This window comes from Bifidobacterium porcinum, assembly GCF_055378475.1.
The window spans coordinates 1,372,549-1,390,847 of sequence record NZ_AP029603.1; the positions used below are offsets into that span (position 1 = coordinate 1,372,549).

Genomic DNA, 18,299 nt, shown 5'->3' on the forward strand with positions numbered 1-18,299 from the left:
GACAACGAAACGCCGAGAGGTCAGTTCATCAGCACAACGACGACCGGCGCGGACAGATTGGTCACCTTGCTGACATTGGAAATGCCCAGCTTGGCGGCAACGTCCTGCGCCGTGGCCAAATCGGACTCGTTCTGATACCACACCACGGATGCGCTCGGCAAGCTGCCCGAAGGATTGGCCGCCACGACGTTGGTGTACCCTGCACCGGTGAGTACCGCCGCCTGTTTCGCGGCATATCCAGTCTTTCGTGTGCCATTGACCACGCGCACTTGGGTGGACAGGTTCGCCGAGGACGAAGACGCCGGTGACGAGGTGGATTCCGACGGCGACGCAGACGCCGACTCAGACGCCGACTCAGACGCCGACTCGGAGGCGGAGGCCGAAGCCGAGGCAGTATCGTTCGCGCTGGCAGACGCCGATGCAGACGCAGTTGATTTGGCCGAGGGACTCGAGGACGACGAAGCGCTGCTGCCACTGGAGAACAACTTGGCGCCTTCACCCGACATGGCAGCCCACGCACCAACGCCCGCGACAGCGGCGACGATGACGACGATCAGGAATGGCACCAAACGCGAGGCTATCGACCGATTGCCGCGGTGCACGCCGATTGGCCCCTGCGGCGGGTTGTCGAACACGTCCTGCGCGTACGACTCATCAGTGTTACGGTCTTTGCGTGCCATATGCCGTCCCTTTCGAATAGATTCATCATCGAGTGTACATGCACGGCCGGGCAGTGTCGACACAAACTGCGGCCAATGTGTCGGATATCCACAGCTTTGTCACGTCCTGCCGTGCTTTGCCCGTCTCCGCGCCGCACGCTAATCGGTTAGTGCGCCGATTAGCGCCATACGTCCATCAACGCCCTAGAGTAGTAGGCATGGAACATGCTCATGTCAAACCGCTGTCCGAGATTATTGACCCCGGCTGGGCCGCAGCGCTGGCCGACGTGGAACCGGATATCCATCGGATGGGGGATTTTCTGCGGGCCGAAATCGCGGCGGGACGCCATTATCTTCCTGCGGGACGCAATGTCCTGCGCGCGTTCACCATCCCCTTCGACAGTATCAAAGTGCTGATTGTCGGGCAGGATCCGTATCCGACACCCGGTCACCCGGTGGGACTGAGCTTCTGCGTCGCCCCTGATGTCAGGCCGTTGCCGAAAAGCCTGATTAATATCTACAAGGAACTCAGCGACGATCTGAGCGTTCCCACACCGTCCAACGGCGATCTGACCCCATGGACGCAACGCGGGGTCATGCTGCTCAACAGATGCTTGACCGTTCAAGTCGGCCGTCCCAACAGCCATCAGGGCAAAGGATGGGAGCATATCACCGACGAGGCGATCCGCGCTCTCAACGCCCGTACCGACCAAGAGGGCAAGCCGAAGCCTTTGGTCGCGATTCTGTGGGGACGCAATGCGCAGACGCTCAAACCACTGCTGACGAACGCCGCGATCATCGAATCCCCGCATCCAAGCCCCTTGTCTGCCTCGCGCGGTTTCTTCGGGTCACGCCCGTTCTCGCGGGCAAACCAGGCGCTGGTCGCCATGGGCGCGCAACCGGTGGACTGGGCGCTCCCGCCCGCCGCATCCCCCGCCTACGGTCAGCTGCAACCTACGGCCTCCAAGCCGATACCACCACTAGTGCCCCGAGCCGACACCCCGGCAGCCCCCGCACCGAAAGCGCCCACCATGACACCTCTGCTGTAAGCGAGGCATCCTAATCCGCTACTATGCTGGGATACCGGGTTGCGGCCAACCGGCCGCAACCCGACCAGCCACCAATCGTTGGAGCACACCATGGCACTTTTCCCACCACAACCGAACGTCCCGCACCAGATGACGCCGATGCCGCAACAACCGGCGACCCCGACATCCGCGGGCCTGTCGCCCGACGATCTCAACCACGCACGGCAGCTGGCCGACCGCATCCGTGCACGGTTCGCACAGACCCTCGTGGGCCAGGACAACCTGCGTGAAGCGCTGATTGTCACCATGGTCTCCGGAGGGCATATCCTCATCGAATCCGTCCCCGGCCTGGCCAAAACGACCGCGGCGCAGACGCTGGCGACATCAGTGTCTGGCAGTTTCAAACGCGTGCAATGCACCCCCGACCTCATGCCATCCGATTTGGTCGGCACCCAGGTCTTCGACTTCTCCACGCAGCGGTTCAGCACGCAAATCGGCCCGATCCATGCGAATTTCGTGCTGCTTGACGAAATCAACCGTTCCAACGCGAAAACCCAGTCCGCGATGCTCGAGGCGATGGCCGAAGGCGCCACGACCATCGGCGGGGAACGCATCGCGCTGCCGCAGCCGTTCATGGTGATCGCCACCGAGAACCCGATTGAGGAAGAAGGCACGTTCAATCTGCCTGAAGCGCAGATGGACCGATTCACGATGAAGGCGGTCATGGGCTATCCCAGCGCTGACGAGGAGCAGCGCATGCTCGCTATGCTTACCAAACGCGGTTCCGACACCGTCGACGCCAAAACACTCGAAGGCGACGTCCTCTCGCTCGCCGACGTCGAGTTCCTGCGCGCCGCCGCCCGACGGGTTCACGTCTCCGAAGCGATCATGGGCTATGCGGTCGATATCGTGGCGACCTCTCGAGGCGCCGGAACCCACCCGATCGCGGATTTGTCAGCAAAGGTCCGTCTCGGCGCCAGCCCGCGCGCCTCCATCGCGCTCATCCGCGTCGGACAGGCAGCCGCCCTGCTCGCCGGACGCGATTATGTGATTCCTGAAGACGTCAGGATGTTCGCGCATGAAATCCTGCGACACCGCATCCTGCTGACCTTCGAAGCGCTCGCCGACGGGGTGACCAGCGACCAAGTGGTCGACTCCGTCGTGGCGACGGTGCCGGTGCCATGATCGACGGCATGACAGGCACCGAGAACGGCGGCATTGCCGGAGACATGACCGGCGGCGACGCAATCCGCAGGAAAATCGAAGCGCTCGCCACCACGCTCAGTTTGCCGACCGTTCGTCGGGCGTTGGGCACCCTTGAAGGCGAACACCCCTCCCACCGGCGGTTCGGCAGCGACGACATCATGGACATCCGCCCGTACGAGCCCGGCGACGAGGCGCGTCGCATCGATTGGCATACGAGCGCGCGCAGCGGCAGGCCAATGGTCGTCCACAGGCAGCGGCGAGTCACGTCTCGCGTATGGATGCTGATGGACACAGGCCGGGAGATGACCGGCTCGTGCGAGTCGGGGGAAATGGCATGGCAGGTTGCGGCGAACGGTCTGCGGATGTTCGCCGCGTTGAGCTTGCGCAGGTCCGACGACATCTCCTTGGTCTGCGCTGATTCGGCGAGTATCACCAGAGTGCCGTTCCATGGCGGTTTCGCCCAGTTCGAGCACACGCTCGACCGCGCGCTGGAACGTCCTTGGAACCATCCTCGCAATATGGATGCCCTGTTGGATTATGCGCGGCGCATCAACGACCGTAATGCCTTGATTGTGCTGGCGACCGACGAACATGCGCTTGGCGAGCGACAGCTCGGCGCAATCCACGCCCTCGCTCGGACCCACCCAATGGTGATTGTCGACGTGGAAACCATCAACCCGTTCGCCGCCCGCCAGCGTACGGTCGCCGACGCCGATACCGGCAGAAGGTTGCCGGCGTTCCTCATCGACGCCGTAAGCAAGCGTGAAGTGGACACTCACCGCAGCTATCTCGCCGCCCAGCTCGAAGCCCAGTTGCATGCCGGGGGTTCGACGCTGATGCGCGCCTCATCGAGCGAAGCCATGTTCCGTACTTTCGTGCGCACGGTATCCGTGACACTCGCGCGCACCGGCTTCTCGACCCATCCGGTGGCTCCCCCGAAGGCCCTTGACGCCACCGGCAAGGCAGGAGACCGCTTATGAGCACTGCTATCACCGACATCGTCCGTATCGTCGCGGCGATCAAGCTCGACGACCTCAAACCGGAGCAGGCGTACACTGGCGCCGGCGCAATCGCCGCCGTCCTTGTGGCTTCACTCGCCCTGGCGTGTCTGTTTGTCGTCTTGGCCGTTGTGCTGTCCAAACCGCGTCGATCCCGCCCACAAGCCAAGCGAGCGCATCGCGGGGTGCATCACCAGACCAGCGGCACCCGCATCTGGCACCGGCGCATCGACGAAGTGGTGGACCGATTCCATGCGGGCGTCATCAGCCGAGACCAGGCCTTCGCCCAACTCGCCTCGCTGGCCCGCGCATACGCGTCCGGCATGGCGGACGACACCATGGAAACCCGGACCTTGTCCGATCTCAACCGCACGATACCGACGTCCACAGGCAATGAGAAAGCCGGATTCATGCTGCTGCGTCAGACCATCGCGGCCTTGTATCCACCGGAATTCGCCGACGAACGGTACAATGACGCAGCCCGGTCGACAAGCGTCGAACAGGGGGCCGAATGGGTATCCACACTCGTTGAAAGGTGGCGCCGATGAGATGGCAATGGCCTTGGGCCGCGCTGATTGCCTTGGGCGCCGCCTGCGTGATTGCGGCGGGCGCCTCGATGCTCGCCGCATGGCGGGAACGCAAAGCGTCCGGGCGCAATCCCGGCCTCAAATCCTACAGTCTTGACGAAGACCTGAACACCGAGCACGCCTCTGAGCTGTTCCGCCAATGGCGGACTTTCAACCGCATTGCGGCGGGCGCGCTCGTCGCCGCGCTGATTCTGTCCGTCTCTCTGGTCGCCCGGCCATCGACCATCAACGAGGAACAGGAACGCTCGGCGAGCCGCGACATCGTCCTCTGCCTTGACGTATCCGGCTCAACACTCCCCTACGACCGGCAGATCATCGACACGTATCTGAAACTCGTGTCGAATTTCCAAGGCGAACGCATCGGCATGAGCATCTTCAACTCGACTTCGCGCACAGTGTTCCCGCTGACCGACGACTATGCGCTGGTGACCAGCCAGCTCAAATCCGCCGCATCGATTCTCAAAGGCGTGCAGACGCAGGATGACATCGACAAGATGAGCGACGAAGACTACCAGAAGGTCTCTGATTGGCTGGACGGCACGCAGAACAAGACCAACGCGACATCCCTGATCGGCGACGGGCTCGTCAGCTGCGCGGCGATGCTGCCCGGTTTCGCATACGGCAATGCTGCGCAGCAGGCGTCCTCCACCAAGGGCGCTGCACGCCGGCGTTCGTCATCCATTGTGCTGGCCACCGACAATGTCGTGTCCGGGCACGAGACCTACACGCTCAAGCAGGCGCTAGACCTGACCCGCACGGCTTCCATCAGCGTGGACGCGGTGTATGCAGGTGCCAAGGAAAGCCTGGGCGACACGACGACCACCAGCCTCAAACGGCAGATCGAATCGCACGGCGGCATGTTCATGTCACAAGCCGATGGCTCATCGATCGAATCCATGGTTCGAACCATCGAAGAACGCCAAAGCGCGCACAGCAAACGCAACGCGCAATCAGCCGTCGATGACGCCCCGGGCTGGTGGACGCTCGCCCTTGCAGTGTGCATCATCGTATGGCTCGCATTCGCTTGGAGGCTGAGACGATGAACGGATGGACACTATCCCCCGCACTCGGCTGGCCGGCAGGTGTCGCGCTCGCCGTAATCATGACGGGATGCGCAATCGCCGAGATCGTCATCCACATCCGGCAGCGCTCCGCAAGCGACGAAACCGTGGCCTCATGCGTGCGACGGACGCTGATTTGCCTGCTGACGGCCGTCGCGGTGTTGACGCCGAGCACCGTCGCAGAGACCACCAGCAAAGCAGTCAACGCCACCGACATCGTCATTGCCATCGACACCACGAGCTCCATGGCGGTCAAAGACGCGACCTACGGCGACGCGACGACAATCAGCCGTCTCGACGCCGCGAAAGACGCCGTCCACGACCTGACCAAAGCCTATCCCGCCGCCAGTTTCTCCGCGATGAGTTTCGGGGCGAGCGCCTCGCTGGACGTCCCGCTGACGCCCGACACGCTTGCCATCGACAATTGGGCGGATACGTTGAGCGTCGAGCCCACGACGACATCGTCGGGATCGTCGCTGGACACTCCGCTGGACAAACTGCTGCTCACGCTCAAAGACATCCGCCAACGCCATCAGGACGACACCATCGTACTGTTCCTGATCAGCGATGGCGAGCAAACCTCGACCACCACGCGCAGAACATACTCGTCGTTGCGCCGGTATCTCGATGATGCACTCGTGCTGGGCGCCGGATCAACTACAGGCGGGCAAATCCCCGCCGACGGTTCAGACGACAGCCCTGACGGCCAAGAAACCTGGGTGACCGACCCGACCACCGGCCAACCCGGTATTTCAAAACTCAGCCCAGATACGCTGAGCACCATAGCCGACGAGCTCAGCGGCACCGCCGTCATGCTGGACGCCACCCACACCGCGACCGATTCGCTGCCGAAGGCGTCCAAGACGTGGCGGACCACTTCCACCGCAAAAACACGGCAACGCACCACACCCGTGGTTTGGCCGATCGCCATCGCCATCGCCGCGCTGCTGGCATGGGAGTTCGGTGCATGGGTAGGAATGTCAAGGAGACTGCTATGACCGCCACGAACGGCACATCGAACTCGCTGCCTAAACCTCCTGTCACCGGCACGAAACGCGCTGCACTCGCGGTCCGCATCGCGCTGGTTGTGTTCGCGTGCATCGCGTTGATTCTGGCCTTGGTTGCGGCGGCTAATCTGCAGGCCCAGAGCGCCTACAACCAGGCCACCGCGAGTCTCAAAGCCGATCTGACGGCGTCAGCGAAGGCCACCGCGGACTGGTCGACGCTCGCGGCACGTCAAGAGCAGACCGACGATCAGTTCGCCGAGGCAGCGACATGGAACGCCGTACTGCTGCCTGATCTCAAACAGCTCATCGCCGCCAACAGTGCCACATCGCACACCCTGACCAAGCGCATCGCTGTGGAACTCAAACAGCAGCAGGGCGCGGCTTCGTCCTCTTCAGCCGATTCCGGGGATGGTTCTGCACAACAGCCGTCGGCTTCTTCGTCCCCATCGCCTTCCCGGGACGGGTTGAACGATGAGCAACGTCAACAGGTGCAGGATCTGCTCAAATCCAACCAGTCCGCCTCGCCCTCGCCATCGACGAGCTCCACCACGGGAACGACAACCCCCACCCCCAGTGGGAGCGTCAAACCATGGTGAATGCTGGTCGGGCTGGCGCTTGCGGCGACAAAACGGCGACAGTACAAGCCTGATCAACTTTTGACCACATCGAAGCCTCAGACGTGCATCCGGTCGCGTCATACGCTTCGATGGAAGCATGACATCATTCACACCATTTCATACTTCACCGCTCATGGGCGAACCAGTGACATGCACATGTCGGCGTGCCGCCACCACAGCGATTGACGCGCTCGACACCGCGTATTCCCACACTCGCGAGGGCACAACGGCACTCGACGAATGCACGGCGCTCGCCACCGCCGCACACTGGCAAGGCCAGGCAGCGACACTGATGAGACAATCACTCAACATGCTGATCGCTCAAGCCGACACCATCGGGCAACGCGCACGCATCATACTCGCCAACCGCCGGGAGGACGCGCAATGACATGGCAGGTCACATCCCGCATCTCAGGGGGTCCTACGTTGAGCGTTCCCGATGCGCAGCAGTTCCAAGCGCTGATCGCATCACTTGAGCAGGCTTCGCGCAGGATGACGCTTCAGGCAAGGCTATGGTCCGAGGCACGCGAACGCATTGTCTCCTCCCAGCTTCAATCCGGATGCTGCCCGGCCAATCGACAGATCAGTCCCGGCATCTACGGCAACGCCAGCAACGCGTTCAGGCATATCCCCCTGCGGCACCGCGAACTGTCGAACTGGTGCGATGAACAGACCCGCGACTGCCATGCCGTCGCCGCACGGCTGGATACGCTCTCCCGGCTCGTAGCGCGCGCCCACGGCCTGTATTTGGATGCCGAACACCGAGCTTCGTCGTACGGCGGTTCAATCCCCACAGACCCGCTGGCAACATCCGCACCGAGTCTGAAAGGGCTTGCTGCCTCGATCCTCGAATCCATCGGATCGATACGCACAGGCGGCGACGTGCGGAAGGCGGCGCTCGAAGCACTGCATTCCACTGCCCCCTACCATGAGGCCATCATGGCGGGGTTCAGCGCGATGGTGCTCGGCGGCATTGCAATGACACGGACCGCAGGCGGCAACGCACCAGGCAGCGACGGGACTGGCAGCGCCCGGAGAGCCGACGACCTGTTCCAGGGTATGCTCACCAAGCAACGCGTCAACATCGCCGCCGGGCAACTCGCCTCACTCACCGCTTCACTCAACGACAACCGGCAAGGCAACCGTCTCGATCTGACCCGGAAGCACCCTCCCGGGCAAGTCGTGCAACCGGTCGATGATATCGCCGGGGCCATCGCGCAACTGCGTTCCCTCGCAGAAAGCCAGTACGGCACCGGAACAGACAACGGCTTGCCATATGCGACAATTGCCATCCAACGCTACCGACGTGACGACGGGAGCGTTGGATGGCTCGTCATCGTACCCGGCACGGACGGCCACGCGGATTCCCCATTCGGCTGGCCACAGAATATCGAGCTGATGAGCAGCGACGCGGATACCAGAATCGGGGCCGACAGCGCGCGGATGGTCATGGAGGCCATGGACCGCGCCGGTGTCAAGCACGACGACCCCGTCGCCGTCATCGGGCATTCCCAAGGTGGTATCGTGGCCGCCGCACTCGCCGCCGATAGCGGGTACAACATCAGGCATATCGTCACCGCAGGCTCGCCCGTGGCGAACCATCCGATCCGCGAAGGAGTATGGACCACAAGCATCGAAATGGACGACGAACTGGTCGCAGCGCTGGATGGCACGCCTAATCCGACAAGCGAATCATGGCTCACCATCCGCGGCTCGGTCAGCCGACAGTCCGAACACCATGACAGCAATACGGCGGATATGGTTTCGCCGGTGCCGCAAAGCGTCAAACACCGTGAAATGTCACATCATCTGAAATTTCATCAAGCGGCATATGCCAATGCGCTCGTGCTTGGTTCCGGGGCGGTGTCCTCGCATGACCGGCACTTCAGCCAGGTTGTCGGCGGCACCTTGGAAGAAACTAGCTACTGGCAGGGCCGCATGACGCGATGAGAGCGGCGGCGGAAGCATGACCGCCGCCGGTTCACGGTAGGAAGTATCCTGAGCAGTATGAAGCTTACTGACATCATCCCAGCAATCGCACTGACCCCGCTCGACGGGCGCTACCACAAGCAGACGGCCCCCTTGGTGGAATACATGAGCGAACCGGCACTCAACCGCGAGCGCATGCGCGTGGAAGTCGAATGGATGATCCTGCTCGCCAACGGGTTCTCCGGCAATGGCAACCAGCCGATCATCCCCGGCGTCAAGCCGCTGACCCAAGCCGAGCAGGAGTATCTGCGCGCCATTCCCGAACAGTTCGGCGCAGAGGGCATCGCCCGTCATGCGGCACATGAGGCGATTACGCATCATGACGTGAAGGCGGTCGAATACTATATCGACGACGAACTGGACAAAGCCGCCGACGCGCTCGGTGAAGACACCCAGCTGACCCATCTGAAAACCCTCGTGCATTTCGCCTGCACGAGCGAGGACATCAACAACCTGTCCATCGCCCGGTGCGTGAAGAACGCGATTGAACAGGTGTGGCTGCCTGACGCGCAGGCGATTGTCGACCTGCTGACTGAAAAGGCCGAACAGTATCGCGACATGTCCCTGCTCGCCCTGACCCACGGCCAGCCGGCCACGCCGACCACGCTGGGCAAGGAACTCGCCGTGTTCGTCCACCGTCTCAACCGCCAGCTCAAGCATGTGCGCGAACAGGAATACCTCGGCAAGATCAACGGCGCCACCGGTACCTTCGGCGCGCATCTGGCCGCCCTGCCGGACGTCGACTGGATCGCCGTCTCCCAAGAGTTTGTCACCAACCGCATGGGCCTGACCTGGAATCCGCTGACCACGCAGATCGAAAGCCACGACTGGCAGGCTGAGCTGTACGGCACCATCAGCCACACCAACCGCATCCTGCATAATCTCGCGGTGGACGTGTGGATGTACATTTCACGCGGCGTGTTCGCCCAGGAGCCGGTCAAGGGCGCCACCGGATCCTCCACCATGCCGCACAAGGTCAATCCGATCCGCTTCGAAAACGCTGAAGCCAATCTCGAAATCTCCTGCTCCCTGCTGGACACCCTGTCCGCCACGCTGGTGGAAAGCCGTTGGCAGCGCGACCTGACCGATTCCACCACGCAGCGCAATATCGGCTCCGCGCTCGGCTATTCCGTCCTCGCCCTGACGAACCTGCTCGGCGGTCTCAAGTCCATCCATCCCAATGAGATTGTCATCAGCCGCGAGCTGGATGAGAACTGGGAGGTGCTCGGCGAACCCATCCAAACAGCGATGCGCGCCGGCGAGCTGGCAGGCGAGCCCGGTATGGACCACCCGTATGAGAAAGTCAAGGAGCTCATGCGCGGCCACAGCATCGGCAAGGCGGACGTCGAACGGTTCATCGACGAGCAGTCCTTCGATTCTGCCACCGCGGCACGGCTCAAGGCGCTGACACCGGCCACCTATACCGGAGCCGCGTCGAAACTGGTCGATTTCGACCGCCAGTAACCACCCCAGACTCAGACGCGGTGTGTGTGCCCTCGCGAGCTTGCATTCTCGCGTCTTGACAGTCCGCCAACGAAGGCGCGTCACAGCCCGGCAAGGCCGTGACGCGCCTTTGCCACGTTCATAACCGCAGACCCATCGGGGCTGCGTCATGTCTATCCCGGAAAGACAAGCCGTGCATCACATTCCAGCATCACCGACAGATGATATCGTCCCCAGGAACGCAGACGCATCCAAGCGTCCCGGACAAGCCTCGCCATCTGGGCACGAGGATGCGCAAACAGCCACGATCCATGACATTCCGCCCCGCAGGACCCGTGATTTCACAGACCTGACCCACGCGGTCGCCGCGCTGCTCGTCATGGTGGCCATTATCCTGATCGCCGCCTATCTCAACGGCATGACCAAAGGCGTGGAAACCGATGCACGCAATGCCGGTCAGGCGCTCGACTGGCTGATGGACGTTCCCACCACCATGCTGCAGCAGCTTACCGCCGTGTGCATCGTACTCAGTGTGCTCATCCAAATCCTGATGAACCGCGAATGGCTGCACTCCGTCGTCTCGATCCTCGCGCTGCTCAGCGGTTATGCCTGTTGCGCGCTGCTGAGCGCCGGACTGCATGCCACCGGCAGCATCAACCTCATATCTGCGCTCGCATCAACCGGAACAGGCGCGTCCCCCCTGTCCCTGCTGCCGGACATCTATGCCGGTCTTGGAGCGTTCCTCACCGTCGCTGGTCCCCGACGCATCCATTCCACCGTCCGGTGGGGCTGGAACACGTTGTATATCGTCGCCGCAATCCTGGTCATCGTCTCCTGGCATTCAGTGCCCGGCGTGCTGGTCTCATTTGCATTGGCCCGCATCGTCGGCATGCTCATCCGATTCGCGGCAGGCAGTGAAAACAAAGGCATCTGGGGCAAACATCTGGTCGAAGCCCTGCGCGGTGTCGGCATTGATGCCGCGTCTCTGGCACGACGCATCGAAGCGAATAACGATAACGCGGTCATCCAAACCTGCGTGGATGATGATCTGATCGAGAATTCGCGCATCTACGACGTCACCGACGCCAAAGGCCACAACTACGTGGTTTCCGTGCTCGACGACCAGAAACACAGCGCTGGCTATTTCAGCCAACTGTGGCAGTGGATCCGGCTCAACGGCGTCGTCGTACGCCGCGACCGTTCCGCCCAGGACGCAATGCACCATCATCTCGCCATGCTCTTGGGTTTGCGCAATATCGGCCTGCAAACCCCTTCGGCATACGGAGTGGCGGATGCCGCGGAATCATCGATTCTGATATTCGATTCGAGCACCCGGCTCGCACCGTGTGATTTGCAGCATATGAGCGACGCCCAGGCGCGGGATCTGCTCGCATACCTCAGCCACGCCAATATGCGCGGATACACTCATCGCAGAATCACCCCGTCCACCATCGCGTTGCTGGATGGTGCCACTCCGGTCATCGCCGGATGGCAGAACGGTGACTGCGCGAGCAACGCCGCGAACATGGCCCTCGACAAGGTCCAGCTGCTCGCCCTGCTGTGTGCCTCAATCGGTGTGGAACGCTCCATTGCCGCGGCCCGTGACATCTGGGGGGACGCCACGTTAATCGATATTGCCCCATTCGTGCAGAAAGCCGCGGTTCCTGCGGCGACACGCGCAATGCCCGGTTGGGACAAGCACCTGCTCGGCGCCTTGCGTGACGGGCTGAAAACCCTGCTGCCCGAAGACGCCGACGAGCAGTTGGAAACCGTCACGCTCTCACGATTCAGCCTGCGATCGTTCATCGCCCTGACCCTGACCATCGTCGCCATCGCAGTGATCTTCACACAATTGCGTCCTGACGCGATGATCCAGGCGATCCGCAACGCGAACCCGTGGTGGGCGCTGTTGTGTATGCTGTTCAGTATGGTTGCGTGGATGGGCACCGGACTGACCCTCGCCGCGTTCATGGACAAGGACAAACGCCACATCTTCGGCATCTTCTGCTCGCAGGCGGCATCCGGCTTCACGGCGGTGTCCATGCCGGCAGGCGTCGGCCCGGCGTTCGTGAACCTGCAATTCCTACGCAAAAGCGGCTACAAGAACACCTCGGCGACCGCAATTATGAGCGCCGTCGTCATCTCGCAGGCGCTCACCACAGTCGCGCTGCTGCTCGGCATCGGCATTTTCTCCGGCCGCAACACCCTCTCGGGCATGGTGCCCACCAACACCTTGATCATCGCCATTGCCATCGTCGCCTTGGTGATTTCGCTGGCGATGATCATTCCGCCGGTGCGCAAGAAAATCATCACCACCTACCTGCCAATCGTCCGCTCGTATGCGCGCCAGCTGGTCGAGATGCTCACCAAGCCCAAGGAGTTCGGCATCGCCATCGCGGGGGCGATCATCTTGAACCTCGCCATCGGCATGGGGTTCTGGGCCGCGCTCCTCGCCTTCGGATACCGGACAAATCCCATCGAAACGATGTTCATCTTCATCCTCGCGAACACCTTGGGTTCGGCGGTGCCGACCCCGGGCGGCCTGGGCGCCATCGAAGCGGCTCTGACCTTTGCGTTCAGCTCGGTCGGGGTGCCCGCGGCGGTGGCGTTGTCGGCAACCCTGCTGTACCGCATCTGCTTCTACTGGCTGCGTATCCCGCTCGGCGCGCTCGCCATGCAGTGGTTGGACCGCCACAATCTCATCTGAATGTGCCGATTTGCTAAAAAGTGGCGGAAAACCCCAGAAAATAGCCGCGTTTCTCCAGAATCTGCGCTATTATCGACTGTTGACACGGCCTTTCGTAATGTGAAGGCCCCTGACAAGAAGGATGCTTTATGGCATACAACAAGTCTGATCTCGTCTCGAAGATCGCGCAGAAGTCCAACCTGACCAAGGCTCAGGCCGAAGCCGCCGTGAACGCGTTCCAGGATGTGTTCGTCGAGGCAATGAAGTCCGGCGAGGGTCTGAAGCTCACCGGTCTGTTCTCTGCTGAGCGTGTCAAGCGCGCTGCGCGTACCGGCCGCAACCCGCGCACTGGCGAGACCATCAAGATCCCGGCTTCCTATGGCGTGCGCATCTCCGCAGGCTCCCTGCTGAAGAAGGCCGTCGCCGAGTGAACTGATTCCAGTTTCATCCTGTGAAGGACAAGGAAACCCCGACCATTGGCGGCCGGGGTTTTCTGTTTCTATGTAACCTGTTACCGCCAAGAGCACGACGCGCGGCTTTTGACGCGCAGCAGTGCGCTTGCGACGCTTGACGATTGCGGGTAACGCACAGTCAGGTCTGCGACGCGGATTTCTCGAGCTGGGCTAGCACCTCGTCGAAGGCTGGAGACGGGCCGGCGTCGAAGGGATCGAGCATGACCACCTCGCCGTGCACTGGTTCGCTCAGCGTCAATCGGGTCCAATCGCATGAAAAGCGCGCCCCGCACCGCATCGCCTCCCGGACGAACTGTCCACGCATCGCCGCACGCGTATCGGCGGGCGGTCGGTCAACCGCACGCCCAACATCCTGTTCCGACACGAGCACACGCATCATGCCGCGACGTACCAAGGCCGGGTACACGCTACCGTTGACAATATCGTGATAATCCATATCAAGCTGTTGGGCGCGCCACGGGTCAATGCGCCGCCCATGCCCGCCGAGCGCGGACAGCAGCCGGTATTTCGCCGCCCAATCAAGTCTGTCGGCGAGCGCGGCCACGTCATTCGCAGCGATGAGGTCCAGCAGCTCCTGCCAATCGTCCAGGACGCGAGACACATCGGTTCTGGGCAGCGTCCCGCAGACACTATCCGGGTCTGCGGTGACCGCCTTCCTGACGATATCGAGATAATGCTGTTGGATGTCCAGAGCACTGGCCGAACCTTCTGGATGCCATGCAGCGTTCCCATCACCGCGGTCGACGGCGAACCGTACTGCCGTTCTGCCGGTGATATCGCGGCTGATTGCCCGATTCGCAAGATTGGGGTCGGCAAGCGTGCACGCTTGGAATCCCGAGGCGCGTCCGGCACCCACGCTGGATTCGATGACCCCGAGAACCAGATGCGTGGTGGCGAGTTTCATGAAGGTAACGAACTGTGAACGGTTGGAATCGCCGATAATCACATGCAGCCGGCGGAATTGGTCGGGGTCGGCGTGCGGTTCGTCCCGGGTGTTGACCATCGGACGAGCCCTCGTGGTCGCCGAGGACACCGCCTCATCAAGGTAATCGGCACGCTGGGACAGTTCGAATCCATGATCAGTGACCCTGCCCGCACCGGAAAACAGCTGTCTGGTAATCAGGAACGGCAGCAGCTCACGTTCGATGACCGGAAGCGGCACGTAGCGGCGAACCAGATAATTCTCATGGCATCCGAAGGCGTGCCCCGCGGAATCGACGTTGTTCTTGAACACGTGGACCGTGGCATGCTCCCCGACTTTGGCGCGAATGCGTTCCTGCGCCTGAAGAGCGAGCCTGCAGATCACCGATTCGCCGGCAAGGTCCTGTTCGAGCGCGTCGAAGGGGTCACGCGTTTCAGCGGTCGCATACTCAGGATGTGAGCCCACGTCAAGGTAGAGTCTGGCGCCATTGCGCAGATAGGTGTTCGTCGAACGCGCCTGTGCGACCACGGGCAGGAACATCGTCGCCGCGACTTGTCTGGCATCGATGCGGCGTTCGCCGCCGGTCATGGAGACTCCGTATTCGGTTTCGATGCCGAAGATCCGCTCGCCTGTCCCGTATTGTGGCGAACGCGCCGCGTCTACCCCGTCGGAGCCGGTGAGCGCATGGGTTCCGCTGTCACGCAGCTGCGGCATCACTGGCCGCCTTGCTGCACGAAGCTGTTCACATAGTCCTGCGCGTTGGTTTCCAAGGTGGAGGCGATATCGTCAAGCACCTGGTCGAGCGCATCGGTTTGGGTTTCGGCTTGCGCACGTTCCAACGGTTGTTGGCTATCATCGGCGCATTGTTCCCCTCGCGCCCGGCCTTGCGCGAATTCCTGTGGCATGACCCACTCCTTTCATTCGACCGATTCGGTCCCAAATTCCAGCGTACCGCGCCTAGACAGCCGAATACCCGCAGATGACCGAACACCGAGGCTTACAGCCCGTACAGGGCTGTGCCGGCGCGTACGAAATAAGTCTCGAAGCCGTTCGGCGATCAGCGCAGATACGGACGCAACTGGTCGATGAGCAGACCGTTGCTTGCCACGACGTCGTTGGCCTCACGCCAACGGATGTCCCCGCCGTCCCAGCGAGACACCTGGCCTTGCGCTTCACGCACCACCACCGTGCCTGCGGATACGGCTGGAATATCCCAAGAGTGCAGATGCGGTTCGAAATACGCGTCATACGTGCCGTCAGCCACTCGACACATGTCCAGCGATACCGGGCCAACCCGCTTGATGTCGGCAGGCTTGCCGGCGAGCGCGGCCACCACGTGCAGCGCGCGTTCCGATTCCGATGGCACGTAGGACATGCCATAGCTAATGACGGAGCCTTCCAGGCTGGCACGCGTGGTGGGGATAATCTTCTGCCGCTTGTCCCCGAACGGGGTACGCCAGATGCGAATCGCGCCTTTGCCCTGCGCGGCAAGATACGTCAGCTCGAGCGCCGGGGCGTGAACGATGCCGAGAATCGGGTTCGCTCCCCCATGCTCGTCGATTTCGAACAGGGAAATCGTCACCGTCCATTCGGACATGTCGCGTACGAAATTGATGGCCCCATCAATCCGGCCGACGCACCAATAGCGCTCTCCCGGCTGGCAATGCTCCGGACGGTCATGCCAGAACCCGTTGAACCGGTCAAGATAGGTCAAGCGGTTCTCAATGAACGGCACAAGACGTTCGTTGACCGGCAACACCGGAGGTTCGCCAGGGACATCCGGGATATGCGCCTCGACCATACTGGATGGGTTTGCCTGCGCCTGGAATGCATGCTTGCCCACGTCCTGCGCCACACGGGCGGCTTCAAGCGCCAGCTGCTGCAGATCCATGTTTCACCTCACCTGTCGTTCGCCGGCCTGGCCGGCTCGGGTGGCGCAACGACGTTCAGGCCGGCCGCTGCCACGCCACATATCACAATATCTTCTTGGGGTATCTTACCTGTCGGCGATGATGTCACGAAGCACATCCGCCGCAAATTTGCCCTGAGTCAAGCCATCGTGCACGGCGTGTTCACAACGTGCCCGCGTCCACGACAGCGGATCGGACATATCGAAGCCGAACAACGAGCCATCCGGTTCACGCACTGTCAGCCGCGACCACGATGCCGCCACGACTTGAGGCGTGAACCCTTCGACGATATGCGCCCGCAACCATGCGCGGGTTGTCTCCGGCGCCTGCACGGCGGCCTCGGCGACTAACGCATCGGCGTCACGATCATCAAGACGCTCAGTGCGCGCCTTCACCGCCTCGAACAGCGAAATCTTCGGGTCCAAGGCCGCCCAACGCAGGTCAAGCGCGGCGATGCTCGGGTCCGACCAGGACGCCTCACGCCCCGATCGGGCACCCAACCGGCGGCGCATACGCTCCAACAGCTGCCATTTGAGCAGCCATTCCAAACGCGACCCCTCGTCTGCCATCGTCAACCGCGTATCGTTATCCGCATGTCTGACGGCGGCGACATCGGCGAGCGCCTGACGCCATAATCCAATCATCCTGCGTGTTTGTGCATCCGGCCATATCGGGGTGCCTTGGCTGTCGGTGCCGTAGTGCATCGCCGCAACTTCGAACACGGCGGTGAGCAACCGCGTCTGAATCTGCCATGCGGTCATCGTCCCGCCATCGGCTAGCTGCAACGGTATGCCCAGCGTCAAGTCATGCGAAACCTCGTGCATCGCTGCGACCGGATCGTCCAACGTCACTTGCGAGAGCAACGTGTCCACATCGTAGGAAACCTCCGGCGCCACCTCCAGCAGCCACAGCAGCAGGCTTGTTGTGCCGAGTTTCAATGCCTGCGGCACATCCATGCGATTGGCGTCCCCGACAATCACATGCAGACGCCGGTATTCGTCCGTGCTATGCGATTCGTCGCGCGTGTTGACGATCGGGCGGTCGAAGGTGGTTTGCAATCCGACGCGCATATGGATGTAGTCGGCGCGCTGGCTGAGCTGGAAGCCCGCATGCTCGCACCGCTCCCCCAGCCCCACACGCCCTGACCCCGTATACAGCTGGCGTGTGACCAGATGTGCGGTCATCAGCGCCGCAACCTTGTCAAAGGGCACGGAACGCAGCATCATGTAATTCTCATGCGTGCCCCAGCTGGCACCTTTGCCGTCAACATTATTGCGATACAACACCACCGGGCTGCCGGTGCGTCGCGACGCCTCCTGCGCCGCACGGTACATGATCAGATCGCCGGCATGGTCGTAGCGGACCGCTTCGAACGGGTTGGTCGTCTCCGGCGCGGAATATTCGGGATGCGCGTGGTCGACGTACACCCTGCCACCGTTGGGCGCGATGATATTGGTGATATGCAGCTGGGGTGCGTCCGTGAGCATGTCGGGCCGGGCGGCAGCACGCTCCAACCGGTGTCCGCGCGCGTCATTGACCGGATCCTCCTGCCGGTAATCCCACCGGATACTCCCACGGGTACTGTCATCGGCGGCGGCGACTACATCGAAGCTCAACCGAATCGGATTCGCGCGCGCATCGCCCGGCCGGCTGACCGCATATTCGGTTTCCGTCCCCATCACTCTGCGAACGCTCATTCGGTCTCCTTATTCG

General features: G+C 62.1%; 16 protein-coding genes and 1 pseudogene. 12 read left to right on the forward strand and 5 right to left on the reverse strand.

Features of this window, described 5'->3' with window-relative positions:
* Positions 1–20 precede the first annotated feature (20 nt).
* Positions 21–680, reverse strand: coding sequence for a LytR C-terminal domain-containing protein (locus tag ACZ41G_RS05400; protein WP_464144822.1), 660 nt, complete (start codon positions 678–680; stop codon positions 21–23).
* A 197-nt stretch (positions 681–877) separates the two neighbouring features.
* On the opposite strand from ACZ41G_RS05400, the pseudogene ACZ41G_RS05405 reads away from it, so the two are divergent.
* The 12 genes and pseudogenes from ACZ41G_RS05405 to ACZ41G_RS05460 form a co-directional block, all read left to right on the forward strand.
* Positions 878–1,576, forward strand: a pseudogene (locus ACZ41G_RS05405) (uracil-DNA glycosylase); the annotation flags it as partial.
* A gap of 261 nt (positions 1,577–1,837) precedes the next feature.
* Positions 1,838–2,872, forward strand: a complete 1,035-nt coding sequence (locus tag ACZ41G_RS05410; protein WP_414600829.1) for an AAA family ATPase — start codon at positions 1,838–1,840, stop codon at positions 2,870–2,872.
* 8 nt (positions 2,873–2,880) lie between these two features.
* Complete coding sequence (locus tag ACZ41G_RS05415; protein WP_464144824.1) at positions 2,881–3,873, forward strand: DUF58 domain-containing protein; 993 nt, start codon at positions 2,881–2,883, stop codon at positions 3,871–3,873.
* On the forward strand, positions 3,870–4,439 hold the full coding sequence (locus ACZ41G_RS05420; RefSeq protein ID WP_321047029.1) for a hypothetical protein: 570 nt from the start codon (positions 3,870–3,872) through the stop codon (positions 4,437–4,439). The genes ACZ41G_RS05415 and ACZ41G_RS05420 overlap by 4 nt, the downstream gene beginning before the upstream one ends.
* Complete coding sequence (locus tag ACZ41G_RS05425) at positions 4,436–5,521, forward strand: VWA domain-containing protein (protein WP_464144825.1); 1,086 nt, start codon at positions 4,436–4,438, stop codon at positions 5,519–5,521. Before ACZ41G_RS05420 ends, ACZ41G_RS05425 begins: the two co-directional genes overlap by 4 nt.
* Positions 5,518–6,537, forward strand: a complete 1,020-nt coding sequence (locus ACZ41G_RS05430; protein ID WP_321047031.1) for a VWA domain-containing protein — start codon at positions 5,518–5,520, stop codon at positions 6,535–6,537. The genes ACZ41G_RS05425 and ACZ41G_RS05430 overlap by 4 nt, the downstream gene beginning before the upstream one ends.
* On the forward strand, positions 6,534–7,142 hold the full coding sequence (locus ACZ41G_RS05435; protein ID WP_464144827.1) for a DUF6466 family protein: 609 nt from the start codon (positions 6,534–6,536) through the stop codon (positions 7,140–7,142). Before ACZ41G_RS05430 ends, ACZ41G_RS05435 begins: the two co-directional genes overlap by 4 nt.
* A gap of 154 nt (positions 7,143–7,296) precedes the next feature.
* Positions 7,297–7,551, forward strand: coding sequence for a hypothetical protein (locus tag ACZ41G_RS05440; RefSeq protein WP_160249011.1), 255 nt, complete (start codon positions 7,297–7,299; stop codon positions 7,549–7,551).
* Positions 7,548–9,113, forward strand: coding sequence for an alpha/beta fold hydrolase (locus ACZ41G_RS05445; protein WP_464144829.1), 1,566 nt, complete (start codon positions 7,548–7,550; stop codon positions 9,111–9,113). The genes ACZ41G_RS05440 and ACZ41G_RS05445 overlap by 4 nt, the downstream gene beginning before the upstream one ends.
* Positions 9,114–9,170: 57 nt before the next feature.
* A complete protein-coding gene (gene purB, locus ACZ41G_RS05450) occupies positions 9,171–10,616 on the forward strand; it encodes an adenylosuccinate lyase (protein ID WP_033507232.1) in 1,446 nt (481 codons plus the stop codon).
* 148 nt (positions 10,617–10,764) lie between these two features.
* A complete protein-coding gene (locus tag ACZ41G_RS05455) occupies positions 10,765–13,302 on the forward strand; it encodes a lysylphosphatidylglycerol synthase transmembrane domain-containing protein (RefSeq protein WP_464144831.1) in 2,538 nt (845 codons plus the stop codon).
* A gap of 128 nt (positions 13,303–13,430) precedes the next feature.
* Positions 13,431–13,712: an HU family DNA-binding protein gene (locus tag ACZ41G_RS05460; protein WP_015450672.1), complete on the forward strand. Its 282-nt coding sequence runs from the start codon at positions 13,431–13,433 to the stop codon at positions 13,710–13,712.
* 160 nt (positions 13,713–13,872) lie between these two features.
* Here the strand turns inward: ACZ41G_RS05460 and ACZ41G_RS05465 are convergent, their stop codons facing one another.
* The 4 genes from ACZ41G_RS05465 to dop all read right to left on the reverse strand — a co-directional run bounded on the left by ACZ41G_RS05465 (position 13,873) and on the right by dop (position 18,283).
* Positions 13,873–15,390 carry a proteasome accessory factor PafA2 family protein gene (locus ACZ41G_RS05465; protein WP_464144832.1) on the reverse strand — a complete coding sequence of 506 codons (1,518 nt, stop codon included), beginning with the start codon at positions 15,388–15,390 and terminating at the stop codon, positions 13,873–13,875.
* Positions 15,390–15,581, reverse strand: coding sequence for a ubiquitin-like protein Pup (locus tag ACZ41G_RS05470; protein ID WP_033507236.1), 192 nt, complete (start codon positions 15,579–15,581; stop codon positions 15,390–15,392). Before ACZ41G_RS05470 ends, ACZ41G_RS05465 begins: the two co-directional genes overlap by 1 nt.
* A 152-nt stretch (positions 15,582–15,733) precedes the next feature.
* Complete coding sequence (locus ACZ41G_RS05475) at positions 15,734–16,567, reverse strand: inositol monophosphatase family protein (RefSeq protein ID WP_439730973.1); 834 nt, start codon at positions 16,565–16,567, stop codon at positions 15,734–15,736.
* Between the two features lie 105 nt (positions 16,568–16,672).
* Entirely contained in the window at positions 16,673–18,283 is a 1,611-nt protein-coding gene (dop, locus tag ACZ41G_RS05480) for a depupylase/deamidase Dop (protein WP_464144834.1), read from the reverse strand.
* Positions 18,284–18,299: the final 16 nt, after the last annotated feature.